24 protein-coding genes are annotated in these 23978 nt (G+C 66.9%); 15 read left to right on the forward strand and 9 right to left on the reverse strand.

Features of this window, described 5'->3' with window-relative positions; genetic code table 11:
- Positions 1-612: 612 nt before the first annotated feature.
- The 3 genes from AC1DGD_RS12420 (at position 613) to AC1DGD_RS12430 (ending at position 3607) form a co-directional block, all read left to right on the forward strand.
- A complete protein-coding gene (locus AC1DGD_RS12420; protein WP_476856982.1) occupies positions 613-1104 on the forward strand; it encodes a carboxymuconolactone decarboxylase family protein in 492 nt (163 codons plus the stop codon).
- A gap of 176 nt (positions 1105-1280) precedes the next feature.
- Complete coding sequence (locus AC1DGD_RS12425) at positions 1281-2618, forward strand: FAD-binding oxidoreductase (RefSeq protein WP_476856983.1); 1338 nt, start codon at positions 1281-1283, stop codon at positions 2616-2618.
- Positions 2619-2737: 119 nt separating this feature from the next.
- The gene (locus AC1DGD_RS12430) at positions 2738-3607 is read left to right on the forward strand and encodes a DUF4031 domain-containing protein (protein ID WP_476856984.1); all 870 of its coding nucleotides are present in this window, start codon (positions 2738-2740) and stop codon (positions 3605-3607) included.
- 34 nt (positions 3608-3641) lie between these two features.
- Here AC1DGD_RS12430 and AC1DGD_RS12435 read toward each other — a convergent pair whose 3' ends face one another.
- The 3 genes from AC1DGD_RS12435 to AC1DGD_RS12445 all read right to left on the reverse strand — a co-directional run bounded on the left by AC1DGD_RS12435 (position 3642) and on the right by AC1DGD_RS12445 (position 5293).
- Positions 3642-4115, reverse strand: a complete 474-nt coding sequence (locus tag AC1DGD_RS12435; protein ID WP_476856985.1) for an SRPBCC family protein — start codon at positions 4113-4115, stop codon at positions 3642-3644.
- A gap of 70 nt (positions 4116-4185) precedes the next feature.
- Entirely contained in the window at positions 4186-4599 is a 414-nt protein-coding gene (locus tag AC1DGD_RS12440) for a YccF domain-containing protein (protein ID WP_476856986.1), read from the reverse strand.
- A 142-nt stretch (positions 4600-4741) separates the two neighbouring features.
- Positions 4742-5293 (reverse strand): YceI family protein, encoded by a 552-nt coding sequence (locus AC1DGD_RS12445; protein ID WP_476856987.1) that lies wholly within the window; start codon positions 5291-5293, stop codon positions 4742-4744.
- A gap of 410 nt (positions 5294-5703) precedes the next feature.
- On the opposite strand from AC1DGD_RS12445, the gene AC1DGD_RS12450 reads away from it, so the two are divergent.
- Entirely contained in the window at positions 5704-6753 is a 1050-nt protein-coding gene (locus AC1DGD_RS12450) for a metallophosphoesterase (protein ID WP_476856988.1), read from the forward strand.
- 77 nt (positions 6754-6830) lie between these two features.
- On the opposite strand, the gene AC1DGD_RS12455 is transcribed toward AC1DGD_RS12450, so the two are convergent.
- Complete coding sequence (locus AC1DGD_RS12455) at positions 6831-7838, reverse strand: glycoside hydrolase family 16 protein (RefSeq protein WP_476856989.1); 1008 nt, start codon at positions 7836-7838, stop codon at positions 6831-6833.
- Positions 7839-8139: 301 nt separating this feature from the next.
- Here AC1DGD_RS12455 and AC1DGD_RS12460 point away from each other — a divergent pair, with 301 nt between their 5' ends.
- The 8 genes from AC1DGD_RS12460 (at position 8140) to AC1DGD_RS12495 (ending at position 16527) form a co-directional block, all read left to right on the forward strand.
- Positions 8140-8991, forward strand: coding sequence for a glycosyltransferase family 2 protein (locus AC1DGD_RS12460; RefSeq protein ID WP_243180637.1), 852 nt, complete (start codon positions 8140-8142; stop codon positions 8989-8991).
- 1 nt (position 8992) lies between these two features.
- The gene (locus AC1DGD_RS12465) at positions 8993-9991 is read left to right on the forward strand and encodes a glycosyltransferase family 2 protein (protein ID WP_476856990.1); all 999 of its coding nucleotides are present in this window, start codon (positions 8993-8995) and stop codon (positions 9989-9991) included.
- 93 nt (positions 9992-10084) lie between these two features.
- The gene (locus tag AC1DGD_RS12470; protein WP_223917141.1) at positions 10085-11185 is read left to right on the forward strand and encodes a hypothetical protein; all 1101 of its coding nucleotides are present in this window, start codon (positions 10085-10087) and stop codon (positions 11183-11185) included.
- 11 nt (positions 11186-11196) lie between these two features.
- A complete protein-coding gene (locus tag AC1DGD_RS12475) occupies positions 11197-13290 on the forward strand; it encodes a glycosyltransferase (protein ID WP_476856991.1) in 2094 nt (697 codons plus the stop codon).
- 8 nt (positions 13291-13298) lie between these two features.
- Entirely contained in the window at positions 13299-15182 is a 1884-nt protein-coding gene (locus AC1DGD_RS12480) for a hypothetical protein (RefSeq protein WP_476856992.1), read from the forward strand.
- On the forward strand, positions 15172-15549 hold the full coding sequence (locus AC1DGD_RS12485) for a hypothetical protein (protein WP_230009974.1): 378 nt from the start codon (positions 15172-15174) through the stop codon (positions 15547-15549). Before AC1DGD_RS12480 ends, AC1DGD_RS12485 begins: the two co-directional genes overlap by 11 nt.
- Entirely contained in the window at positions 15546-15725 is a 180-nt protein-coding gene (locus AC1DGD_RS12490) for a hypothetical protein (RefSeq protein ID WP_026538140.1), read from the forward strand. Before AC1DGD_RS12485 ends, AC1DGD_RS12490 begins: the two co-directional genes overlap by 4 nt.
- Before the next feature lie 73 nt (positions 15726-15798).
- On the forward strand, positions 15799-16527 hold the full coding sequence (locus AC1DGD_RS12495) for a hypothetical protein (RefSeq protein ID WP_476856993.1): 729 nt from the start codon (positions 15799-15801) through the stop codon (positions 16525-16527).
- 30 nt (positions 16528-16557) lie between these two features.
- Here the strand turns inward: AC1DGD_RS12495 and AC1DGD_RS12500 are convergent, their stop codons facing one another.
- Positions 16558-17160, reverse strand: a complete 603-nt coding sequence (locus AC1DGD_RS12500) for a phosphoribosylanthranilate isomerase (RefSeq protein WP_476856994.1) — start codon at positions 17158-17160, stop codon at positions 16558-16560.
- Positions 17161-17313: 153 nt separating this feature from the next.
- Here AC1DGD_RS12500 and AC1DGD_RS12505 point away from each other — a divergent pair, with 153 nt between their 5' ends.
- Entirely contained in the window at positions 17314-17967 is a 654-nt protein-coding gene (locus tag AC1DGD_RS12505; RefSeq protein ID WP_476856995.1) for a HutD/Ves family protein, read from the forward strand.
- A 10-nt stretch (positions 17968-17977) separates the two neighbouring features.
- Here AC1DGD_RS12505 and AC1DGD_RS12510 read toward each other — a convergent pair whose 3' ends face one another.
- The 4 genes from AC1DGD_RS12510 to AC1DGD_RS12525 all read right to left on the reverse strand — a co-directional run bounded on the left by AC1DGD_RS12510 (position 17978) and on the right by AC1DGD_RS12525 (position 22153).
- Entirely contained in the window at positions 17978-18790 is an 813-nt protein-coding gene (locus tag AC1DGD_RS12510) for an ABC transporter permease (RefSeq protein ID WP_476849794.1), read from the reverse strand.
- A 13-nt stretch (positions 18791-18803) separates the two neighbouring features.
- Positions 18804-19733 carry an ABC transporter permease gene (locus tag AC1DGD_RS12515; RefSeq protein ID WP_223917155.1) on the reverse strand — a complete coding sequence of 310 codons (930 nt, stop codon included), beginning with the start codon at positions 19731-19733 and terminating at the stop codon, positions 18804-18806.
- Positions 19734-19801: 68 nt separating this feature from the next.
- Positions 19802-20989 carry an ABC transporter substrate-binding protein gene (locus AC1DGD_RS12520; protein ID WP_476856996.1) on the reverse strand — a complete coding sequence of 396 codons (1188 nt, stop codon included), beginning with the start codon at positions 20987-20989 and terminating at the stop codon, positions 19802-19804.
- An 87-nt stretch (positions 20990-21076) separates the two neighbouring features.
- The gene (locus tag AC1DGD_RS12525) at positions 21077-22153 is read right to left on the reverse strand and encodes an ABC transporter ATP-binding protein (protein ID WP_223917157.1); all 1077 of its coding nucleotides are present in this window, start codon (positions 22151-22153) and stop codon (positions 21077-21079) included.
- Between the two features lie 237 nt (positions 22154-22390).
- Between AC1DGD_RS12525 and AC1DGD_RS12530 the strand changes: the two genes are divergently transcribed.
- The gene (locus tag AC1DGD_RS12530; protein WP_230009582.1) at positions 22391-23131 is read left to right on the forward strand and encodes a FadR/GntR family transcriptional regulator; all 741 of its coding nucleotides are present in this window, start codon (positions 22391-22393) and stop codon (positions 23129-23131) included.
- A 79-nt stretch (positions 23132-23210) separates the two neighbouring features.
- A complete protein-coding gene (locus AC1DGD_RS12535; protein WP_476856997.1) occupies positions 23211-23972 on the forward strand; it encodes a cache domain-containing protein in 762 nt (253 codons plus the stop codon).
- Positions 23973-23978: the final 6 nt, after the last annotated feature.

The following is a 23978-nucleotide window of genomic DNA, read 5'->3' on the forward strand; positions in this document are numbered from 1 at the left end:
CCCCCGCTCCGCAAAATAGCCCAAAAACTGGACATGCCCATCGCTGCCACGTGTGACCACCGGGCATGCCCTCCGCTGCCCCGTGCCAGTGGACATACTCCCTTTGTGCCCATCCCCGGACCTGAAGAGTGGACATGTGCCCCGCTGCCGGACGTGGCCACTGGACATGTCCTCCCGCGGCCGCACGATTGGCTGAAAACTGGACATGTCCCCCAGCGGGATCCGGCGAAAATCAACTCGTGAAGCCCGGCCTGGCGGAGCTCGGCGGCGCGAAGCCTGGCCCGGCTCGGAAGGCACGGCTAGGAAGGACCGGCTCAGAAGGCACGGCTAGGAAGGAGCGGCTCAGAAGGAGTCGCCGGGTTAATGTGGCCCGGTTAATGCGGCCCGGCTCGTGAAGCCCGGCCTAGCGGAGCTCGGCGGTGCGAAGTCTGGCCCGGCTCGAAAGTAGCTGCCCGGGGAGGCCCGGCTCAGAAGGAGCGGTCCGGCGGCCGGGTCCCCCAAGGAGCCGGCCGCCGAACCAAACACTCCCACCCCCAAAGCTTGTCACAGGTTTGACAAAATTGTCACACGCCGCTCCGGGCCGTGCCGAGGCCCGTCGGTATTGTGGAATCCATGAATGACACGACGGCACCGCAGGATTCCGGGCACCGGAGCATATTCCTTGACAAGGCGCACCCCGCTGCCTGGCGCGCACTCAACGGGCTGGGCCTGAAAGCCAAGGACGCCGCCACCGAGGCCGGGCTGGACGACACCCTCATCGAGTTGCTCAATGTCCGCATTTCGCAGATCAACGGCTGCGCCTTTTGCCTGGACATGCACGTGGGCGACGCCGTCAAGAACGGCGAGTCGGCCCAGCGCCTGGCCGTCCTCCCCGCATGGCGCGACACCACCCTGTTCTCCGAAAAGGAACGTGCAGCCCTGACGCTGGCCGAGGCCATCACCACCATCTCTGACGCCCATACCCGCGACCATGAAGGCGCACAGGCCAGGCGGCACCTGACTGCCGAAGAATTTTCCGCCGTCAGCTGGCTGGCGATTACGATGAACGCGTTCAACCGGGTTTCCATCGTCAGCCAGCACCCGGTCCGCGACGCCCGCGGCTAAACCACCGTCCACTCCCGCCAGCCGCCCGCACAAGAACACCCGGTCGGCGGACAGGTGTCGGCGACTATGGCGCCGGCAGTGCGCGGCTGGCTAAGCAATGAGCCGTAGCCACAACTGGCGTGCAGTCGTAAGCTCGAAAAGTGGGGCGGAGCCGCGGTCACCGAGGGAGCACTGCCATGAGGTGGGTCAGGCCGGGTCACCCGGAGTACGACGAAACACGAAGACTCTTCAACGCGATGATCGACCGCCATCCGGCCGTCATAGCCCCGTGCGCCGACCCGGTAGGGGTGGCCGAGGCGCTGGCGTACGCGCGGACACACGGCTTCGAAGTCGCCGTCCGGGCCGGCGGCCACTCCGTGGCCGGCATGTCCATGAACGACGGCGGCCTCGTGATCGACGTTCGTCCGATGAAGTCCGTGCGGGTGGACCCGGAGGCCCGCACTGCCACGGTGGGCGCGGGCCTCACCTGCGGCGAGTTTGACCGCGCCACCCAGGAATACGGCCTCGCCATCACAGGCGGGCGGGTCTCCACGACCGGGCTCGCGGGTTTCACGCTCGGGGGCGGGTCCGGCTGGCTCGAGCGCGCCTTCGGCTTCGCCTGCGACGACCTCGTCTCCGTGGATCTGGTCACCGCCACCGGCGAGCAGGTGAGGGCCAGCGCCCAGGAGAATCCCGAACTCTTCTGGGCCCTGCACGGCGGCGGCGGAAACTTCGGCGTCGCCACCTCGTTTACGTTCGGCCTGCATCAGCTGGGGCCACGCGTGCATGCCGGGGTACTGATGTGGCCGGGGGACGCAGCCCCGGAACTCAGCCGCGGATACCGGGACCTGGCCTCCGCGGCTCCCAACGAAGAGTCCGCCACCCTCATCTACGGGATTGCACCGGCGGAACCCTTCGTGCCCGCGGCCATGGTGGGCAAGATGGCGGTGTACGTCGTGTATGTCTTCGCCGGGGATGCCGAGGAAGGCAAAGATCATGCCAGGGCATACCGGGAACTGGGCCCTGTTGTGGACCTGGTGGAAGACACCGGCTACGCAGACTTCCAGTGCTCCCTGGACGACCCGCCGGGCAAGTACAACTACTGGAGTGCCGACTACCACGATGAACTCTCCGACGACGCCCTGGACGTCATCATCGACTCGGCCCGGAACCTCCCGGGACCAAGCTCCCAGCAATTGATCGCCCATTGGGGCGGGGCGGTGAGCGGGCCGGCCGCCGCGGCCACCCCGCTGCTGAACCGGACCGCCAACTGGGTGAGCCACCCGTTCGGCCTGGGTGACACCCCGCAGGGCGGGCAGGACGCGAAGGCATGGGTCAAACGCTTCCGCCAGGACATCTCCCCCTACGCGACCGGGGGCGTCTGGCTGAACTTCATTGGCGACGAAGGCCAGGCCCGGATCCGCGCGGCCTACGGCGAAGAAAACTACAACCGGCTGGCGGAAGTGAAACGCGAGTTTGATCCCGGGAACGTGTTCCGCGGGAACCAGAACATCCGACCCGCCGTCGCGGTGTGACCACAACGGCGGTGGCCCCGCCGTCGCGGCATGACCCCGACGGCGGCGCCCTCCCGGTGCCCGCACCGGTGCGCGCAGTCCGGGCCGCGCGTGTCCGCGGTCGGGGCTAGACTGCCACCATGGCCGTCTACGTCGATCCGCCGCTCTGGCCTGCCCACGGAACCCACTTTTCCCATCTGGTCTCGGACACGTCGATCGCGGAACTGCACGCCTTCGCCGCAGCCGCCGGCATCCCCGGGCGAGCGTTCGACGGCGACCACTACGACGTCGCCGAGGCCCGGTACGAGGCCCTGGTGGCGGCCGGCGCCATTCCTGTGGAGGGCCGGGTCCTCGTCCGAAAGTTGATCGCCAGCGGGTTGCGGATCCCGGCCCGACGGCGCGGCAAGGCCCTCCGGGTCCCGCTCCTGAACCGCTGGAACGAGGCGTTGCCGGGCCACGACGCCCTCTTCCTGGACCTGCTGGACCGCTGGGGCGAGGAACACCGGAAGTACCACGGCCGCACCCACCTGCTGGCGGTGCTGGAAGCCCTGGACCTGCTGTTCGATCCGGCCGTTCCGCCCCGGACCGTGCTGCTGGCCGCCTGGTTCCACGACGCCGTCTACCGCGGCGTGGCAGGCCAGGACGAGGAAGAGTCGGCGCGGCTGGCCGACGACCGGCTCCGGCATGCCGGACTCCCGGCCGCCGAGGTGGACGAAGTGGTGCGCCTGGTGCTGCTGACGGCCGACCACTGTCCGGAGCCCGGAGACGACGACGGCGCTCTGCTCAGCGACGCCGACCTCTCCGTCCTCGGCGGGGAACCGGAGGCCTACGCCCGCTACCTCGCCGCCGTCAGGGAAGATTTCGCCCACATCGGCGACGCCGACTTCGCCGCCGGCCGCGCCGCCGTCGTCCGCCAGCTGCTCCAGCTCGATCCGCTCTTCCACACCGACCGCGGCCGGACACTGTGGCTGGACGCGGCCCGCCGGAACCTGCAGGGCGAACTCGCGTGAGCCGTGTGCCGGCCTCCCACCGGCGGCCGGCGGCTCAGGCAGCCACGCTGAGGTGATTCGCCAGCCGGTCGAACGACTCGCGCCACCCTTCGCCATGGCGGTCGCGGCTTTCCGCGGAGTCGAACGGCCCCTGGGCGAAGGTCATCTGCGTGCCGCCGTCGATCTCCTCCAACCGGATCGTCACCTCGGTCTCGAAGCCGCGGGTTCCGTCCGGCTTGTCCCAGGCATGGGTGAACACGAACAGGTGCGGCGGCTCGACATCGGTATGCACCCCGCTCCACCAGAATTGCTGCCCGGTACTGTCCTGGATCATGCAGGCGCGGTACAGGCCGCCGACTTCGAGGTCCGCGTCGACGCTCTCACGCGGGACGTGGAAGCCGCGCGGACCCCACCACTGCGGAGCCTGGTCCGGGTCCGTCAAAGCCGACCACACACCCTGGATCGGCGCCCTGAACTCGCGGACAATGACCAGCATGAGGTCCGTGTCGCCATTTGCCGTTTGGCTCATGGTCCTCTCCCTCGGATTGCTTGAACTGACAGGCGAAGTGCCCCCGGCCTGCTGGCTGCGCTGCCGCCGCCTAGCGCCGGCCGGGGCTGTAGGCGGTCACATACGGGGTGTTGCTCGGGATGATTTGTTTGCCGAGCGGCATCAGCGAGATGGGTATGAGCTTGAGATTGGCGATCGCCAGCGGAATGCCGATAATCGTGATGGCCATGGCGAAGGCCGTAACGACGTGCGCGATCGCGATCCAGATCCCGGCCACAAGCAGCCAGATGACATTTCCCACCAGGGTGAATATGCCGTTGCCGCCGGGCTTGTCCACCACCATGCGGCCGAACGGCCACAAGGCATAGGATGCGATGCGGAACGAGGCCAGGCCCCACGGAATGGTGACGATCAGCAGGCAGCAGACGACGCCGGCCAGGAAATATCCCAGGGCAAGCCACAGGCCGCCGAAGAGCAGCCAGATGATGTTCAGGAGTGTCTTCATGGATTAATTCTCGCCCGTAGGAGTGACATTCGGATCAGTTGTTTACCCGGAAAGATCCCCGACTTTCGCGCCCAACCCCGGACAGGTTTCCACGAGCCCGGTCCACGGGTGCCCGTCCGGGTTCGGCCCGCCTCATCGGTGCTTAGGTATCGGCCTGTTTGACCATGGCGGCCTCAACGTTGATCTTGACCTTGTCGCTGACCAGCAGGCCGCCCGCTTCAAGGGCGGCGTTCCACGTCAGGCCAAATTCCTTCCGGCTGATGTCCGCCTCGGCACTGAATCCGGCACGGGTGGCGCCGAAGGGGTCCACCGCCACACCGGTGTACTCGACTTCGAGCTCCACCGGCTTGGTGACGCCACGGATTGTGAGCTCGCCGGTCAGCACATAGTCTTCCCCCTCGCCCCGGATCCCGGTGGCCCGAAAAGTCATGTCGGGGAACTGCTCAACGTCGAAGAAGTCCGGGCCGCGGACGTGGCCGTCGCGGTTGGCGTCGCCCGAATCGAAGCTGGCCGTCTTGACCGTGGCGTGCAGGCTTGCGTCCGCCAGCGACTCGCGCACCCTTGCCTCGGCGGTGGCCTCGTTGAACCGGCCGCGGACCTTGCTGATGCCCGCGTGGCGGACGCTGAAACCGATTTCGCTGTGGGACATGTCCAATGTCCACACTCCGGGGGTCAAACCTTCGGGCAGAGTCACAACGGTCTCCTTCGAGCGGTGGCGGGCCTGTCCCGCCGGGGCGGTCGGGGTATTCCCCACTCTGCATGCTAACGAGGAAGCCCGTCCCGGGCTAGGTCCCACCGGCCCTGACGCGGGACACGCGGCGCGCGACACGCCAGCGGCCACCCCGGGCGACGGCGTCGCGCGTCGGCGTCGCGCGTCGGCGGCGGGATTTCCGACGGCGGGTCCAGCGATCCGGGGCCGGACGCGTTCTCTGGCCTTCGCTCCACGGCCGGGTTACTCTGGCCTATAAATGCCGGCCAATCACCGAATTTCGCAGAACTATTTACACAGTCCTGATCAACCAAATGATGTGAGGAATCGTGGCCAGGTCCCTGGGGAAACATGGCAAGGCGGGTATCGGCGCTTGCTTGCTGAGCCTGGGTCTGTTGCTTTCCGCCTGCCAGCCCGGGCCGCCGGAACCCGCACCGCGCCCGAGCCCCGGCACGCCGTCGTCCCCCGCGCCGTCGCCCCCATCGCCGTCCACCGCACCGCCGTCGTCGTCTGCCGCGCCGTCGGCCGGCGAGCCCGTGCATTTCACCGCCCAGGGTGACATCGGCGTAGGCTCGGGCGCCAAGAAGGTGCTCGACGCCGTTGCCGGCCTCAAGCCGCACCTGAACCTGGCTCTGGGCGACTTCGCATACAAGGCCGGGCTCGAACAGGAGTTCTGCGACATGGTCACCGCCCGTCTCGGCGAGAACTTCCCGTACCAGTTGGTGACCGGAAACCACGAGAGTGACGGCCGGGATGGCGACATCGAGAAGTATGTCCAGTGCCTGCCCAACAGGATGCCCGGCCTCCAGGGCGAATACGGCGTCCAATGGCGCCTCGATGTCCCCGAGCAGAATCCGGTTGTCCGCTTCATCATGGTTTCCCCCGGCATCGATTTCCGGGGCGGGGAGCCGCTGGACTACTCAAGGGACAGCGAACGCTGGCGCTGGACCGCGGACGCCATCGACGAGGCCAAATCGCAGAACATCCCCTGGACGGTGGTGGGCATGCATACCCCGTGCCTGAGCGTCGGCAACTACGACTGCCAGGCCGGGCAGGACTTCACGAACATGCTGATCGAAAAGCAGGTGGACCTGGTCCTGTCCGGCCACGACCACGTCTATCAGCGGACGCATCAACTGGCCACGGGCGGAGGCTGCGCGGAACTCGTTCCCGCGACCTTCGCCTCCGCATGCCTGGCCGATACCGATGACGCCATGGCCCAGGGCTCGGGGACCGTGTTCGCCACCGTCGGCGTTGGCGGCGTCGGACTCTACAACGTCCGATCCGAGGACCCGGAGATGCGCTACTTCGCCAGCACATCCGGAAAGAACCAGGACCCGGCCTTTGGGACCCTGGACGTCATGGCGACGGCGGATGAACTTGCCGCCCGGTTCATTCCCGCCGACGGCTACAGCTTCTCGGATTCCTTCACCCTCCGCCGGTAATCTGCTGCGGCATTAGGGCTCGGGTGTGCGGCGGCGGGTGGGCCGCCGGTAAGCCGCCGGACGCGCCCCGAGAGGGCTCAGGCCGGCACCCAGATGCTGACCCAGTCCAGGTAGACGTGGCCCTGGGTTTCCGGAGCCGGACACAGAGGCAGGCAGGATTCGGTCTGCAGGATGAAATGCATGGGCGTCGAGGGCACGTCCGTTGTGCTCGCGCCGATGGATCGTCCGTCAATGAAGAACTCAACGCGACCGGGGGTCCACTCTGTCGTGGCCACATGCCAGTCTGTGGAAACTTTATTGGAAAAGAACTGTTCAAAACGCTTTGGATCCAAGGACATGAAATGGGCAGCTGCCGTCAGGATTGCTCCGAGGTCGCCTTCGGGGAAATCTATCTCCCCGTCCCGCGGCCAGATGCCACTATCCGGCCACAGGAGCCACGCCGTCTTGAAGCCAGGCATGGCATCCCCCCTGTACCGGACTGAGTAGCGGCCGTACAGCATGCTGTTGGCCCTCGGGGGATTTTTGCTGGCATTCGGAAATTTGGGCGTGGGCGCGGCACCCATGAAGACACCGTTTTCCGAATGCATGAACCAGTCCAGAACGCCGTTTTTGACGCTCAGGACTTTCGAGGGATAGTAGCCCGATTTTCCGCCGCTGACCTGTCCGTCCGTGTCCGGTGTTCCGTCTTTGTATCCGGCACTCCACCGGTCCCGGTAAAGCGGCCCGGGAAAGGAGCCCAGGGGGACGTCACCGCCGGAGAAGTCCTCCACAAAGACGTTCCTCCATCCGGGCAGATCCCCCGACATGGCCGTGTCAGTGGTCCGGTCCGGAGGCGGTGCCGATGTCCGGGCAGGCCGGGACGCCGGCGCGCTCCCCGTCGCAGGGGCGGCAGGGGCGGTGCCACCTGCCGGCGGCTCAGTCGGCGCCACCGACTGGAGCCCGGGCTGGGCCCCTGTTCCGGCGTCGGTCGGCGGAGCCGCCGGCGACGCCGAAATGGACGTGAACAGCGGCCGCTCGCCCTGTGGAGCTGCATCCGTGCCGCACGCCGCCAGGGCCAGGACCATGACCATGGCGGGAACCGCCATGGTCCTGCAGGTCAGGAGACGCCGGCGTCCTGCCGGCACGCGCCCCCAATGAACGGGTGTCCGCATCGAGCCAGTGTCGCATGGAGGCAACCGCCCATCAACAGTTGTGCCTCAAATTTGGTTGAAGGTTCCAGTTAATCCAAGGTTAATGCAAGGTGGCGAAACCAAACTTTAACCCTGGGGTATATCACTAAGTTGTCGACAACCGAACAGCGTAAGCATTGGGTCTATTTTCCGGTCGGAGGAGTCGGAAAGCGCTGTAGTTGCGACGAGCAGAATACGTCATTGAGTGGTGAGGCCAGTGTCCATCCCGAATCTCAAGCCGAACGTGCGCCCCCAAACGACGCCCCCGCCGGCAAACCCCTCGGTCAGCGTGGTGATCCCCACTTTGAACGAGGCAATGAACCTGCCGTGGGTGCTGCGGCGAATGCCGTCCTATGTGGATGAGGTGGTAATTGTTGACGGCCGTTCCCTGGACGGCACAGTGGAGGTGGCCCGGGCCTTGCGCCTGGACGTCGTGGTGGTGGCAGAGCCCCGCCCCGGCAAAGGAAACGCCGTGCGGGCCGGATTCGCCGCAGCCTCCGGCGACATCATCGTCATGCTCGACGGGGACGGCAGTATGGACCCCCAGGAGATCGGCTGGCTGGTGACTCCGCTCCAGCACGAATACGACTTCGTCAAAGGCTCCCGCTATGTGACGGGCGGCGGCTCAGACGATCTCACATGGTTGCGCAGCGGCGGAAACAAGATGCTCACCCGGCTCGCCAACACGGTCCTCCACAGCGACTACTCGGACCTTTGCTACGGCTACATCGCCCTGCGCAGGGAATGCGTTGACATTCTGGAGCTGGAGTCGGACGGGTTCGAGATCGAAACTGAACTGATTGTGCGGGCCTCGAGGGCCGGCCTGCGCATTGCCGAGGTGCCCAGCCACGAACTGTCCCGCATCTCCGGGCAGTCAAACCTGCATACCTTCCGGGACGGCTGGCGGGTCCTCCGCACCCTGGCCCGCGAGCGCGTGAGCTGGGAAGCCCCGACCGCCGGCGCCCGCCCCGAGGCCCTGCGTCGGGTCAAGTACAAGTACCCCAACGAGGTCTTCCCGCACGTTCCCACCGATCCCAGCAGCGTCCTGGGCGTACGGGCAGGCGAATAGGATGTCCGAGAACTCCAGCCTTCCGGAAGTATCCGTGGTCATTTGCTCCTACTCGGAGGACCGGTGGGACCAGCTGATCGGCGCCCTGGACTCCGTCCGCACCCAGACCTTCCCACCCAAGCAGACGATCGTCGTCGTGGACTACAACGTGGACTTGTACAAGCGCCTGATCTTTACCGTCCCGGATGCCGTAATTATCGAGAACGCCGGACCCAAGGGTCTCTCGGGCGCCCGCAACACCGGAGCAGGCATCGCCAAGGCCGAGATCGTGGCCTTCCTCGATGACGACGCCGAAGCCGAGCCGGACTGGCTCGAACGGCTCGCGGCGATGTACGACGATCCCGACGTTCTGGCGGTCGGCGGCCGGGTGGAACCGCTCTGGGAAGCCGGACGGCCGGGCTACTTCGCCAACGAGCTCGACTGGATTGTCGGCTGCACGTACCGGGGAATGCCCAAAGTCGCCGCCGAAGTCCGCAACGTCATTGGCGCGAACATGTCCTTCCGCGCCAGCGTCCTGGAACGGGTCGGCGGTTTCAACACAACCCTGGGCCGTCAGGACGCCGTCCCGCTGGGCTGCGAAGAGACCGAACTGTGCATCCGCGCGGTGATCGGAGCTCCCGGATCCCGGGTGGTCTATGAGCCCGCGGCCCTGGTGCACCACCACGTTCCGGCCGAGCGCGGCACCCTGCGCTACATGCTGGCCCGTTCCTGGGGCGAAGGGATTTCCAAGGCGCAGGTCAGCAGGGTCGTCGGCCACAAACGGGCACTCGGTCCCGAACGGCGCTATGTCCGGCAGGTCCTGCCTCGTGCAGTATTCGCCGGAATCCGCGGCTGGCTCGGCGGCGGGGACCGTGCCGGGCTCGGCCGGGCAGCGGCCATCATCGCCGTGCTCGCGGCCACCGCGACCGGCTATGTGCGCGGCCGCCGGCTGCCTGCGGCGCCGTCGCCGGACAAAGCGGCTGTTGTGACGCCGGAAGAGCCGTGGCGGGAAGTCAAATGAACCGCGCTGCGCCCTTCCCCGTAGACCGCCCGGTGCAGGCCCTGCACCCGGAACCACCTGACCGCAGGAACCCGACCCCAGAAAGCTTGGATCATGAGCCAACCTGAGCGCGACGTGAAACAGCCCATTGGCGCCTCTGCCGGAGCCTCCTTCGATGTCCACGGGATCGTGGGCATCGACGTGGAGGCGGGCACACCAGGGGAACCGCAACTGCGGGATATGCTCGCCCCGTTCCTGGGGAATTCCACCGCGCCGCGGCGGATCACCATCGGCGCCAAGATATCGCCGGTTTCCAGCCAGTCGCACGCGGAGGATGCCTACCGGTTCACCGGGGAGTCCCTCTATATTCCGGCGGACCGCGTCCAGATCATCGAAACAAAGGACGGGTACCGGATCGAAGGCGCCGGTGAGCTCCTGACCTCTGTGATTCCGCTGCTGGACCGGCTGTGTGTCCAGGAGGAGACGGCAATGATCCATGCTGCCGTGGTGGACTTCCGCGGCTCCGGGGTTCTCCTGCCGGCCTGGGGAGGTGTTGGAAAGACCAGTACGGTGGCGAAGCTGGTGGCCATGCCCGATGTGCGGTTCATGGCCGACGACTGGGCCTTCATGGGCGCCGGCGGAATGCTCATGGGCTACGCCAAACCGATGTTCATCAAACCCCACCACCGCGCCATCTACCCGGACATGTTCCGGGGAACCCGCAAGCCCCTGGCCCCCGGATGGCTGACGACTCCTGTCGCCCATCTGGCCACGGCGGTCCATCCGGTCATTGTCCGCTATCCGAAAACAGCCGCATTCACCCGGCGCTGGTCCCCCGAACACCGCATGGTGCAGCCGGAGCATGTTTTCGGGGCGCAACGGATCTCGTCCGCGGCGCCGGCACAGCTGGCCATCTTCCTCGAGCGCTTCGACGGCGCGGACGCGCGGCTGGAAGCACGCAGCGCCGAGTGGATGACCTCCCGGGTCGTCGGCAACTTCCATTCGGAACTGCCCATGGTCTCGCGGCGCCTCGTCGAGGCCCTCGGCGCCACCAGCCTGGTCCCGCTGGAGGAGCATTTTGGCCAGAAGGCGGCCGTGGTGCGCCGGGCCCTGGAGGACGTTCCCTGCTGGCTGCTCCGGCTTCCCGCCGCTTGGTCAGCGGACCAGGCCTCTGACTTCATCGCGAATCTGGTTCGTTCAAAACTGGATGAGTGAGGCGAGGCCACGTGAGCGATCTGAAGGTGTCGGTTGTTGTTCCGGCGCGCAATGCCGCAGCCTGGCTGGGCGAGTGCCTGGAGTCGATCCGCAGCCAACACCCGTACGAGATGATCGTGGTCGATGGCTGCTCGACGGATGACACTGTCGAAATCGCCCGCGACTGCGGGGCGACTGTCATCTCCGATGAAGGACGCGGCCTGCCTGCCGCACGGATGCTCGGCGCCCGCAGTGCCACCGGCGACGTTGTCGCCCTGATCGACGCCGACGTCGTCCTTCCGCCGAAGAGCCTGTCCCGGCTGCTGACCGAATTCGAGGCCGGCGGCTACGACGGCCTGCAATTCGGGCTGGCCAGCGAAGCCGACGGCCCCGGCTATTGGGGGGCTGCGCTGGCCTGGCACCACAACCACAGCCGGGTGCGCAAGTGGTTTGGCGTCAGCGCCACGCTGATGCGCCGCGACGTGCTGCTCGACGTCGGGTTCGACGACGACTTCCGCTCCGGGGAGGATGTGGAGCTGAGAATCCGGCTGGAGCAGGCCGGGTTCAAGCTCGGCGTCTCCGACTCCGTGGTGGTCAGGCACCGGTTTGACGACACGTTCGACTACGCCCGCGACCAATGGCTCCAGGACGGGGCCGGGATGGCCCGGACCGTCCGCAAGCACACGGGCCGCGCCGGCTGGCTCGTGATGCTGCCACTGCTGGCCACCGTGCGGGGGGTCGGCATGTCCCTGGTCCGGGCACCCCGCTTCCTGCCGTACTGGATGGGCTTCCTGCTCTACAACTACCGCGCCATGGCCGGCGAGCTCCTGCGGCCGGCCCACAAACCGATCTCGGTCGGCGGGAACGCGGCCTGGCTGGCCGCCGCGAGGATTGCCCCCATGGTGACGGGCTTCCTGTTCTGGGCACTCGCGGCCCTCGTGCTCCCGCCGGAGCAAATAGGCCTGGGGTCCGCGGTGGTCGCAGCCGCGCTCCTGACCGTGCAACTGGGGATGCTCGGCGTCGGGCCTGCCACACTGACGCTGCTGCCCGCGGAAACTGACGGCGGCCGGCGCCTCATCGCCACCGGCCTGCTTACCGTGGCAACCTGCTCCCTGCTGGGCGCTGGCCTGCTGGTTGCCGTCACCTCGTGGCTCGGCACAGGCGTGGGCGAGGCCTGGGCCGACCCCCTGGTCACCATTCTTTTCCTGGCCACGGCACTGCTCGCCGCCACCGCCTACCAGCTGGACCACGTGGGCGTAGCCCAGGAACGGGCCGACCGCACGCTGGTCAGAAGCCTCGCACAGTCCCTCGTCCAGCTCCTCTTCCTGGCCGCCGCGCTGGCCGCCGGGCTCCGTGACCTGGCGGTGATTGTGGGCGCCGTCGCCGCCGGCGCCCTGGCCAGTGTCCTCGTAGGGCTGCGCCAGCTCGCCCGTGCCCACGTGTCCCCGGACTGGAAGCACGGCTTCCGGCCTCGGCCGGCCCTCAATCTCCTGAAGCCGGGGCTTCCCAACCACGCCCTCACGCTCGCCGACCGCGCGCCCGGCTACCTGCTCCCGCTCATCGTTGCAGCTACCCTGGGCCCGGCGTCGACTGCCGCCTGGTATGTGGTCTGGATGATGGCCTCGGCAGTGTTCTTCGTGCCGCAGTCCGCCGGGTTTACCCTGCAAACGGCCCTCGCGGGTTCACGGGCGCGGCCGGGCCTCCTCGCCTCAGCGTTACGGGCCAGCTTTATGCTGACTCTCGTGGCCGGGCTGATACTGCTGCTGGCCGGCCCCCTGCTTCTGGGCTTCCTCGGACCGGATTATGCGTCCGCGTGGGTCCTCATTCCTGTACTCGTCCCGGCACTCCTCCTGAGTTGCGTGACCCAGGTCTACTACGGGCTGTGCCGGGCCCAAGGGCGGCTTTTCGAATCCACGATAGTCGCCACTCTGGCCGCCATCCTGGTCGTGGCACCCGCCGCGGCAGTGGCGCAGCAATATGGCCTCACCGGGGTCTCAGTCCTATGGGCCGTTGCCCAAGCGGCTGCTTGCCTGATGGCCACCTGGCGCCTGATCACCCTGACCCGGATGAAGCCCGCCTCCACCGCAGGCGAGATTCCTTCAGCGGCGCGCCACCAGCCGACCTGAATCGAGAAATGATGACACACGAAACGGCAACAAGCCTCCCTGTGGGCACCGCCCACCGGCATGAGGCGCATGCGCACGTCGGCGGTGCTAAGCCGCCCACCCACCGCAACCTCGGACTCACCCCGTCGTGGCACATCGGTGCCCTGGCCGCGGCAGCCGCGGCCGCGCTCGCCCTCGGCGTGTGGAGCATGAACCAGGTCAATCCCTTTCAGATCGGCGGGGCCGGGCTGATTGATGCCCTCCCGCCGGCCTATTTCGTTGCGCTCGCGCTCAGCCTCGCCGGATTTGTTGCGTCGCTGAGCCTCCGCCGTCTGGTTCCGGCGCTTCTGACCTGGCAGCTCCTGGTCACAGTGGTTCTCCTCGACGGTGCTGACCCCATCATTCATGGCCTGCCCCGGCTCGAGGCCAGCTTCCGGCATCTGGGCATTGCGGACACCATTAGCCAAACGGGCCAGCTGGATCCGACCCTGGACGCCTACTTCAACTGGCCAGGATTCTTCAACGTGCTGGGAATGCTCTCCGGGGCGACGGGCGCCAAGGATCTTTTCGGGATCGCAACGTGGGCGCCGGTGGGCATCAACATCCTCCTGCTCGCACCACTGCTGGCCCTGGCCCGGCGGTTGACGGCAAATCCGCGCCAGGCCTGGGCGGCTGTCTGGATCTTTTACGTGGCCAGCTGGATTGGACAGGACTACCTGTCACCACAGGCCTATTCGTTCCTCCTCCTGCTCACACTGATTGCCTGCCTGCTCAGCGTCTTCGGCGGTTGGGCCTGGCCCACGGAGCGCACCCGCTTCTCCCGGTGGCTTGCCCGCAGTGTCAGCAAACTGGACAGCTCGGTCCCGCGGTATGGCGCCGCGGAACCGCACCGGGCGGACACGGCGATTCTCGTGGTGGTCTGCGCGCTGATCCTGCTTGCCATGACGGCTTCACACCAGCTCAGCCCCTTCGCCGCGATCCCCATCCTGGCCGCGCTCCTGCTGACCGGACGTCTCCGGCTGCGCTTCTTGCCGGTCCTGGCCGTGGTCCTGCCCGTCGGCTGGCTGCTCTTTGCGGCTTCCACATTCGTGGAGGGGCATTTCGGCCAGCTGCTCGGCTCGCTCGGTGACATCGGTGCGAACAGCCTCGGCGCGCTGAGCAGCAGGGTCTCAGGCAGCGACGCCCACATGTTCGTGGTGTACACGCGCATGGCCGAGGTTGCGCTGGTCTGGGTGCTCGCCGTTGCCGGCGCCATAGTGGGCTACCGGCGGAAGGCACCGTGGCTGGCGGCCGCGGCCGCGGCGCTGGCGCCGCTGGTCCTGATTCCCCTCCAGCCCTATGGCGGTGAACTGCTTCTGCGCCTGTATCTCTTCAGCCTTCCGTTCGCCGTCTGCCTGGCGGTGCTGCCACTGATGTCAGACAGTGCCGCGGGGCTGAGCCTGCGCCGGGCCCTCGCGCTGCTGCTGATGGGCGCGGTGCTCGCTACAGCCACTGTCGTCTCCCGTTACGGAAATGACGGCATGGAAAGCTTCAACGACGACGAAATCGCCTTAGTGAACCACCTCTATGCGACAGCGCCCACCGGTTCCGTCCTCATTGAGGCAGTTCGCAACACCCCGTGGAGATACCAGCACTACGCGGACTACGACTACCGGGCGCTCGTTGCTGCCGAGCCCATTCCCAACGCCGCGCCGCTCAGCTGTGACGCGGCCAACCAGATCGCCCACAAAGCGGGCGCGTACCTCATCGTTACCGAAAGCCAGCAGGAGGCAGCCGAACTTCGCGGTTCGACTCCCACCGGCGACCTTCAACGTTTTACCGCCACATGCGCCACGAGTCCGGGCTGGACAAAGGTTTTTGAAAACGCAGGCGGCGTGATTTTTCACATCGAAGGAGTTAGCAATGGCAACTGAACGCAGCTACGTGAGCTATGCGACGGCAGCCGTCGCCGTAGCAGCCATACCGCTCTCGTTTGTCGGCCCCGAGGGCCTGCGCCTGGCGGTGATAGGCCTGCTGATGCTGGCCGGGCCTGGAACGGCGCTGGTGCTGCTCCTCCGCTTCGACCCCCCGCGCTCAGCCCAGGCAACTGGTGCGCTTCCCCTCAGCATCGCCATCGCAATCGCCTTCAGCCTCGCGATGTCCACCCTCGTGGCGACGGCGATGATCTACGCACGTCTCTGGTCACCGCCGGCGGCCGTATGCCTCCTGTCGGCCCTGACCCTCGTATTCCTGGGCATTGAGTTCAAGCGGCCAAAGCGTGCCCTGGTGCGTGCGAAATGATCATCTTCCTGACGGGGCTGGCCACCATGACGGCCCTCGTGAGCTGCGATGTGCTTCGCGTGTTGCAGCCGGACAAGGCACTCCCGCGCGCCGTGGTGATCACCACGGCAGCCCTGCTGGCCATAGTCGGCGTCGCGGTGGTCATGCAATTGGTGCATCTGGCGCAGCTGGCATGACAGAAACCGTCCGCCCGGTGCCGCGGCACCGGGCGGACACCAACAAGTCGAACCAATCACGGAAAGTATTTCAATGAGAAAACTTAGAACACTCAGCATGGTTGGGACGCTCGGAATGCTCGTAGCCGGTTCCCTTGTCTTCGGTTCCGCCCAGGCTGCCACCGCCGCAACCTGCAGCCCGGCACCGACAAACTCCTATCCGGGCACCGTCGTGCTCGCCACCAGCTTTGAAGCGGGCGGCTTTTGCGGCCTCGTCCCCAAAGTGTCCGGCACAGGCACCGCAACTATGTCCACTTCGCGGCCCCACACCGGGACGCATGCGGCCAAGCTGCACGTGACCACCGATTCGGGCTCGCTCGCAAACCTCTCATCCCCTTCGTTTTCCTCGGGGACCAAGACCTCGTACGCGGACGGCTGGTTCAATATCACTGTTGCCGGCGTTTCCGGCAATGACGTCCCGTACTTCCGTTTCTTCTCCGGTTCCACCCGTGTCGCGGACATCTACCGCTACAACAGCAACGGGCAGTTGTGGCTCAGGGTCACGTCACCGAGTGGCACCTTTGTCTACACGAAGCTGATCTCCAGCAGCATCTCTCTGAGCGCCTGGCACCATGTGTCCATGCGGGTGACCGCCAACGGCAATTCGTCAACAATCCAGGTATGGTTCGACGGCGTGCAGCGCTACAGCAGCTCGAGCGTCCAAATGCTCGGGAGCAGCCTGAGCAAAGTTCAGCTCGGGGCCGAGCACAACCGGCAAAAGGGCGACGAATACATCGATGACGTCGTCATCAAACGCTCCTAGCCCCTCAGATGGTCCGCGGGCGGCCCAGCCTCATTCAGGCGCCTTGGCCGCCCGCACGAAATCCCCGATCTTGGCCAAGTCCTTGATGCCGCGCGCCGACTCGACGCCGGAGGACACATCGACACCCCACGCCCCGGCCTCCGCCGCTGCCCGGGCGACGTTGACGGGATCGAGACCGCCGGCGAGCAGCCACTTGCGTCCGGTCAGGGCCTTGGCCCGGACCGAGCCGTAGTCCCAGGCCTCGCCTGAGCCTGGCACGGCGGCATCGATCAGGAGCAAATCCTCGTCCCAGTCGCTGAAGGCCTCCGGCGCGGCGGCCATGGTGACGGCCCTGATGAGTTTCATCCCGGCGTCGTGCACTGTCCGGACGTCGGCGGGTGAGCGGTCCCCGTGGAGCTGGACCCAGACCAGGCCCGCCTCACGTGCCACGGCGACGGCGTCGGCGGCCGGTTCGTGCCGGAACACCCCCACCGCGGGCACCCCGTCCGGGACATGGGCGAGGAGGTTCCTGACCTGTTCCGGCGTGACCTCCCGGGGGCTGCGGGTCAGGACGAAGCCGACGGCGTCCGCGCCGGAGCCTGCCGCGACGCGGACCGCATCCGGGGTGCTCAGGCCGCACACTTTGACAAACATTCGGGCTCCTTCTGGGCGCTTCCTGCCTCCGACGTTAGCAAGGCCGGGCCCCGGCCGCCGACTTTGCGTCGGCACGGGCGTGCGCAGCCCCGCCGGCGTCCCGGCGCGTCGGCGCGAGCGCCGTCCCCGGAAACGGGCCGATAGGCTGAGGCCATGGAGATCATCCGCTATGCCGAGCTCAAAGCCCACCCCTGGCGCAACGGCGGCGGGGTGACGCGTGAAGTGGCGCGCCATCCAAGGACCCCGTCCCTGCGGACCGCCCCGCAAGATACAGGGCAGGACAACGCTTGGGACTGGCGCGTCAGCATTGCCGAAGTCTCCAAGGCGGGCCCCTTCTCCGCGTACGCCGGGATGGACCGTGTACTGACAGTGATTGACGGCGACTTGCTGCTGCTGAGCGTGGACGGGGCCGAACATCCGCTGGAGAAGTACCGGCCGTTCCGGTTCTCCGGCGACGCGGACTCGGCGGGGGCACTGCCCACCGGCGACATCCGGGATCTGAACGTCATCACCCGCAACGGCGCCTTCAAGGGCTACACCTCGATCGTCGAGCTGTCCAAGAAGCGTGCCCATCCGGTGTTCGCAGGCCAACTCGGCATCCTCCTGCAGGGGCAGGGGACCGTCAGCCCCGGGACTGCCGGCAGCCTTTCCGTCGGGCCGGCCGCCGTCGCCGCCCCGGAGCCGGAGCGACTTGAGCTGAACCGTTACGACGCCGTCGTCGGCGCCGATACCGCGACACCGGAAATCGTGGGCCGCGGATTCCTGGCTGTCATCTCGATCGACCCTGCGGAACCCGGCACCGTATAGCGCTGTCCGCCTACACCCGGGCGCCGCCGACACGCACCGAGTCCCCGGACAGCCGCTGCGCGAGCCAGATCGGGACGATCGAGACCACGATCAGCACGACCGCCACGACATTGACCACGGGAGCCTGGTTCGGACGGAAGAGGTTCTGCAGGATCCAGATCGGCAGCGTGGTCTCGCCGGCCCCGATCGTGAACGTGGTAACGATGATCTCGTCGAAGCTCAGCGCGAAGGCCAGCAGGCCGCCGGCCAGCAGGGCGGAGCGGAGCTGCGGGAAGGTCACCAAGCCAAATGTGGTGAAAACACCGGCGCCGAGGTCGGCGGAGGCTTCCTCGAGGCCGGCGCTGGTGCGGCGGAGCCGAGCAATGGCGTTATTGAACACCGTCACCATGCAGAACGTGGCGTGGGCGATCACCACCGTCCACAGGCTCAGCGGGACGCCCAGGATCGTGGTGAACATGTTGTTCAGCGCGATGCCCGTGACAACCCCGGGCAACGCGATGGGCAGGATGACCAAGAGGTTGATGACGTCACGGCCGAAGAACTCATAGCGCTGCAATGAGATCGCCAGCAGCGTCCCCAGCACCAGCGAAATGATGGTCGATACGACTGCCACCCACAGGGAGGACACGACGGCCTCCCTGACGCCGGGCGAGTCAAAGGCCTTGCCCCACCATTCCAGCGTGAAGCCCTTGGGCGGCCAGCCGAAAGTCCGGTCTGCGTTGAACGAGTTCACCACCACCAGCAGCAGCGGTGTGTAGATGAACAAAAACACCAGCGCCGTGACAATGCCCAGGACCACCTTGGCGCTACGGGAAAGTCTCATGATGCTCCTCGCACTACAGGCTGTTCAGGGCGCCGGTGCGGCGGACGACGAAAAGGTAGAACATGATGATGGCGATCGGCACCAGCGATACCGCGGCGGCGAACGGCAGATTGTTGGCCGCTCCGACGTTGGCGTAAATCACGGTGCCCAGCATCTGGGTGGTCCCGCCGACGATCTGCGCAGTGATGTAGTCGCCCAGCGACAGGGAGAACGTGAAGATCGTGCCCGCGATGATGGAGGGGACCAGCAGCGGAAGCATGACCAGGCGCATGGTGGTGAGCGGCTTCGCGCCCAGGTCCCCGGAGGCCTCCAGCAGGGAGTCGGGCACCCGGTCAAAGCCCGCGTAGATCGGCAGGATCATGTACGGCAGCCAGATGTAGGACAGGGTCAGGATGACGGCGGTTTCGCCGTAGCCCGGCGAGGACAGGCCGATCGGGGTCCCCAGCCACTCCAGCAGCCCACCCTCGGACAGGACATTCCGCCAGGCGTAGGCCTTGACCAGGTAGCTTGCCCACAGCGGCATCAGCACGGCCACAACGAGCAGTTTCTCCCAGCGGGCGGGAGCGACCTTGGCGATGAAGAACGCGATGGGCAGTGCCAGGATCATGTCAATCACGGTGACCGCCACGGCGATCCACAATGTCCGCAGGGTGATCCGCTGATACACCGGATCGGTCAGGACCGTGACGATGTTTTCCGTGGTCCAGACCGTGGACACCTCCCCGGTGAAGGTATCCACGGTCCAGAACGCGGTGATGAGCAGTGCCGCCAAAGCGGCGATGTACACGAGCACCAGCCAGCCCGCCGGGGCGGTGAGCAGGGCCGCCAGCCTCAGCCGGGGCGAGCGGTGCAGCAACGCCGAAAAGGCGTTGGTTTTCGCCCGTGGCACGGCCCCGGCATCACCGGGCGCCCCGGGCGGCAGCTGTTGCGTATGAAGTGCCATCTCGCCTTAATCTCTGCCGGCCCCCGGGGCCGGCTCGTTCGTAAGGGTTTGGTGCGGCAGAGCCGGAATCAACCCTTGATTTCCGTCCAGGCCTTGGTCCATTCCGAATAGTCGGTGCACTTGACGTCCTTGCGGCCATCGAGGCACTCGGCCACCGGTGTGGTCCAGAACCAGATCCTGTCGGCGTAGGCCTCATCACCTGAATGGTACGTCTGGCAGTGGTTGGGATCCTTGGTCAGCTCGCAGGCTTTCGCGTTGGCCGGCGATTCGCCAAAGTACTCCGCCACCTGGGCGTTCGGCTTGGGGCTGGCGATGTAGTCGAGCCACTTGTAGGCGCAGTTCGGGTTCTTGGTCTTGGAGCCGATCATCCAGGTGTCCGACCAGCCGGTGGCGCCCTCGTCCGGGACCAGGGTTGCGACCTTGGCGCCGTCTGCCGTCGCGATGTTGGCCCCCACCTGCCAGGTGGTGCCAACCACGGTGCTCCCGGACGTAAACGCCTGGACCTCCTTGACGACGTCGCTCCAGTACTCGCCGATGTGCGTGCGCTGCTGCTTGAGCAGGTCGACGGCCGCGGCCAGCTGGTCCTTGTCGAGGGCATAGGGGTTCTTGATGCCGAGGTCCGGCTTATGGGCCATGAGGTACATGGCGGCATCGGCGATGTAGATGGGCGAGTCGTAGGCCGTGACCTTGCCTGTGTTCTTGGCGGCGTCGTCAAACACAGCGCTCCAGGAGGCGGGGGCCGGGGCGACCTTGTCCGTGGAGTACATCAGCAGGTTGGCGCCCCAGCCGTGGGGCATTCCGTAGTTGACGCCGTTGACGGTGTTCCAGGCTTTGTCCTTCAGGAACGGGTAGATGTCCGGGTAGTTCTTCAGCAGGCTCATGTTGACCGGTTGCACGTCCTGGCCGGCGATCAGGCGCAGCGACGCATCCCCGGAGGCCGAGATAACGTCGTACTGTCCCGTGCGCATGAGCGTCACGGCCTCGTCCGAGGTGCCGAACGGCTTGAAGCTGACCTTGCACTGGGTTTCCTGTTCGAACGGATGCACCCAGTCGACGGCCGGGTCGTTGCTGCCATCCTCGACGTAGCCGGGCCATCCGAGGATGGACACCTGGCCTTCACCGGTGCCGATCTCGGTTTTGACCGGCTGCGCCGACTGTGCAGAACCCGATCCGCCGCTGGTTCCGCAGGCCGACAGCGCGAGGGCTGCGGCCGCGACCACCCCGACTACGAGGGAGGCCTTAGTTCTTGGTGCCATGATCCGTACCTTTCGCTGTGGAGAAAACTCTGGACTGGAACGCTGCGCCGCGGCACGGACGGCAACCCCGCCCGGCATGGCCCGGCGTCAGGTAGTGCCGGGGACCGGAAGCCAAACGACGGCGTCGTCGTCCCAGCTGACCGTGACGGGCCCGTTCACCAGATCGGTGTCGCTGCCGGGCAGCTTTTCCGGAACGAGCGCGACGACGGCGGGTCCGCCGTCGAGCTGCACCCGCACCTGGGTGGCGTGCCCGACGTAAACGAACGACGTCACTGTCCCGGGCCGGGAGGTGGTGCCGGAACGGCGCTCCGGTTCGCCGGCCCAGGCGACGCGCAGCCGCTCGGGACGGATGCACAGCGGCTCCGGCCGGCCATAGATCGTCTGGGCCTGGCCGGCGTCGAATATGTTGGAGGTGCCGACGAAGTTGGCCACGAAGATGCCGCCCGGGCGCTCGTAGATTTCGTGCGCGGTGCCGATCTGTTCGATGCCGCCGTTGTTGAACACGCCGATCCTGTCGCTCATGGTCAGGGCCTCCTCCTGGTCGTGGGTGACGAAGATGAAGGTGATACCCAGCGAGCGCTGCAGTTCCTTGAGTTCGACCTGCATCTGCTGCCGGAGCTTGAGGTCCAGGGCACCGAGCGGCTCGTCCAGGAGGAGGACCTTGGGCTCGACCACCAGTGCCCGGGCCAGGGCAACGCGCTGCCGCTGGCCGCCGGAGAGCTGGGCGGGTTTGCGGCCGAGGAACTTCCCGAGCTGGACGCGGTCCAAGGCTTCCCTGGCCCGCTCCCGCCGCTGTTTCCCGGGCATGCCGCGCACCCGCAGCCCATAGGCGACGTTGTCCACGAGGGACATGTGCGGGAACAGCGCGTAGTCCTGAAATACGGTGTTGACGTCCCGCTGGAAGGGCGCCATGGCCGTGACGTCCTTGCCCTCGAGTTCGATACTCCCGGACGTCGGCAGCTCGAAGCCGGCGATCAGGCGCAGGACCGTCGTCTTGCCGGAGCCGGACGGGCCAAGCATGGAGAAGAATTCCCCGTGGCGGATGTCCAGGTCCACGCCATTTACCGCGACGGTGTCCCCGAAGACCTTGGTGAGCTTACGCAGACGGATCGCCGGAACCTCTTCCTTTCCGGTCGAGGTGCCGGCGGCCAGTGTTTCGGTCATGGGGTGCGCCTTACTCCGTTGCCGGATCGTCCACAGGAACCACGCAACCGAATGTGATCCAGTCCACACTGGGCTGCTGGGCCAAATGCTATTACTCCATAGGTTTTGTGTATAGACCCTCCGGCAAAGCCCGGATTAGGATGTCATCAGCCCGGGCGACGCGCGGCGGCACCGCGGAAGCCGCAGGGATGCACGGCCGGTGCGGGGCGGATACCGCCGGAGGGAAGGGAGGCCCGAATGGTGTTGTCGCCCACGGGCGCCTCCCGGAGCCTGGCGGCGGTGTTCACGCCGATCAAATCACGCGGGCTTGTGGATGAAGTGTGCGGCCGGATCGAACAGGCCGTGGAGACCGGGCTGCTCACCAGCGGCCAGCGGCTGCCGAACGAAACCGAGCTGGCCGCGGCCCTCGGAGTGTCCGCGGTAACGGCACGGGAGGCCCTCTCCCAGCTGCGTGCCTCGGGAATCATCCGGACCGCGCGCGGCCGCAGCGGCGGAAGCTTCATCGCCGACGACGTGCTGCCCTCCCGGGAACGGGCCCTGGCGCAACTGCATGAGCTGAGCCGGCTGCAGATCAGGGACCTCGCGCTGCATTACCAGGCGATCGCCGCGGCCTGCGCGGGCGTGGCGGCCCGCCGCTCCGACGCCGCCGACATCGCCACGCTGCGCTCATTCATCCCCGCAGCCGACGATGACTCCCTGAGCTGGCGTCTGGCCCTCTCGGAGTTCCTGCTGGAAGTCGCGGCCATTGCCCGCTCGGCCCGGCTTGCCCGGGAGCTCATCCGGCTGCAGGCAGATCTCGGCACCCTCACGCTGCTGCCCTGCGCCGACACCGGCTACCGCGGACGCACCGCCGTGATCCTCGGGGACGTGGCGGCCGCCATCGAGACCCACGACCCCGGGGCCGCCGAAACGGGGGTCAAGGCCCTCATCTCCGCCACCACCGACTGGCTGCTGACCGAGCAGGCCAAGAGCTATTGACCGCACCCGCATCCCGGAGCCACGATCGTGGCCATCTTTGACCGCAAATGTCCGGCACCTTCGAGCTAAGGCAGCACCGATGTCCGAAACCACCTCCACCGCAGGCCCCACCGCAGCGTCCATGGCAGCGCCGGCCGAACCCGGCGCTGTTGAGAAGGCGGCCCAGCTGGCCGCAGCCGAACTCGACGCCACCATCGCCGGCATCGAGCACTGCCTGACGGAGTGGGCCGCTGACACCGGGGCCGCCCTGGCCGCCATGTCCGGCAAAGTCACCGGCACGGCCGTGGACAAGCTCATCCGTCCGGTGGTCGAGGAACTGGTGCAGCTGCCCGGCGGCTACGCGGCCGGAGCGGGGTTCATCGCCAACGCCGGGTTGCTCGGGCCCGGGCGCAGCTACATCGCCTGGTGGCAGGGCCCGGATCTGGAGCACGTCGACGCGCTGGCCAACTTCAGTCCCAACTCCATCAGCCGCTACGTCAAGGCCGAGTGGTTCCGGATCCCCGTGGAAACAGGACGGGCCCACGTCACCGGGCCCTACGTGGATTTCCTCTGCACCGACGAGTACGTCCTGACCTTCACGCACCCGGTGTTTACCCGCCCGGACGGCCCGGTCGCGGGAATCGTGGGCATCGACGTGACAGTTCAGCGCCTGGAACGCGGAGCCATGGCGGCGCTGCGGCGGCTCGGCGGCCGGGCCACCCTGGCCAATGCCGACGGCCGGGCCATCGTGTCGGCGGCATACGATATCGACGCCGGCGACCTTACCGCGCCGAACGAGCCGTGCGCGCAGTACCCCGTGGGGCGCACGTTCACTCTTTGCAGCGACGCCGTCGGGCTCTGATGCCGA

The sequence above is a fragment of the Arthrobacter sp. 05T45 genome, from assembly GCF_056395875.1.

What these genes read in the sequence shown, in the direction of transcription:
- AC1DGD_RS12420 (WP_476856982.1), top strand. Translation starts at nt 613, where the DNA reads ATGAATGACACGACGGCACCGCAGGATTCCGGGCACCGGAGCATATTC.
- AC1DGD_RS12425 (WP_476856983.1), top strand. Translation starts at nt 1,281, where the DNA reads ATGAGGTGGGTCAGGCCGGGTCACCCGGAGTACGACGAAACACGAAGA.
- AC1DGD_RS12430 (WP_476856984.1), top strand. Translation starts at nt 2,738, where the DNA reads ATGGCCGTCTACGTCGATCCGCCGCTCTGGCCTGCCCACGGAACCCAC.
- AC1DGD_RS12435 (WP_476856985.1), bottom strand. Translation starts at nt 4,115, where the DNA reads ATGAGCCAAACGGCAAATGGCGACACGGACCTCATGCTGGTCATTGTC.
- AC1DGD_RS12440 (WP_476856986.1), bottom strand. Translation starts at nt 4,599, where the DNA reads ATGAAGACACTCCTGAACATCATCTGGCTGCTCTTCGGCGGCCTGTGG.
- AC1DGD_RS12455 (WP_476856989.1), bottom strand. Translation starts at nt 7,838, where the DNA reads ATGGCGGTTCCCGCCATGGTCATGGTCCTGGCCCTGGCGGCGTGCGGC.
- AC1DGD_RS12465 (WP_476856990.1), top strand. Translation starts at nt 8,993, where the DNA reads ATGTCCGAGAACTCCAGCCTTCCGGAAGTATCCGTGGTCATTTGCTCC.
- AC1DGD_RS12470 (WP_223917141.1), top strand. Translation starts at nt 10,085, where the DNA reads ATGAGCCAACCTGAGCGCGACGTGAAACAGCCCATTGGCGCCTCTGCC.
- AC1DGD_RS12480 (WP_476856992.1), top strand. Translation starts at nt 13,299, where the DNA reads ATGATGACACACGAAACGGCAACAAGCCTCCCTGTGGGCACCGCCCAC.
- AC1DGD_RS12485 (WP_230009974.1), top strand. Translation starts at nt 15,172, where the DNA reads ATGGCAACTGAACGCAGCTACGTGAGCTATGCGACGGCAGCCGTCGCC.
- AC1DGD_RS12490 (WP_026538140.1), top strand. Translation starts at nt 15,546, where the DNA reads ATGATCATCTTCCTGACGGGGCTGGCCACCATGACGGCCCTCGTGAGC.
- AC1DGD_RS12495 (WP_476856993.1), top strand. Translation starts at nt 15,799, where the DNA reads ATGAGAAAACTTAGAACACTCAGCATGGTTGGGACGCTCGGAATGCTC.
- AC1DGD_RS12500 (WP_476856994.1), bottom strand. Translation starts at nt 17,160, where the DNA reads ATGTTTGTCAAAGTGTGCGGCCTGAGCACCCCGGATGCGGTCCGCGTC.
- AC1DGD_RS12505 (WP_476856995.1), top strand. Translation starts at nt 17,314, where the DNA reads ATGGAGATCATCCGCTATGCCGAGCTCAAAGCCCACCCCTGGCGCAAC.
- AC1DGD_RS12510 (WP_476849794.1), bottom strand. Translation starts at nt 18,790, where the DNA reads ATGAGACTTTCCCGTAGCGCCAAGGTGGTCCTGGGCATTGTCACGGCG.
- AC1DGD_RS12515 (WP_223917155.1), bottom strand. Translation starts at nt 19,733, where the DNA reads ATGGCACTTCATACGCAACAGCTGCCGCCCGGGGCGCCCGGTGATGCC.
- AC1DGD_RS12520 (WP_476856996.1), bottom strand. Translation starts at nt 20,989, where the DNA reads ATGGCACCAAGAACTAAGGCCTCCCTCGTAGTCGGGGTGGTCGCGGCC.
- AC1DGD_RS12525 (WP_223917157.1), bottom strand. Translation starts at nt 22,153, where the DNA reads ATGACCGAAACACTGGCCGCCGGCACCTCGACCGGAAAGGAAGAGGTT.
- AC1DGD_RS12530 (WP_230009582.1), top strand. Translation starts at nt 22,391, where the DNA reads ATGGTGTTGTCGCCCACGGGCGCCTCCCGGAGCCTGGCGGCGGTGTTC.
- AC1DGD_RS12535 (WP_476856997.1), top strand. Translation starts at nt 23,211, where the DNA reads ATGTCCGAAACCACCTCCACCGCAGGCCCCACCGCAGCGTCCATGGCA.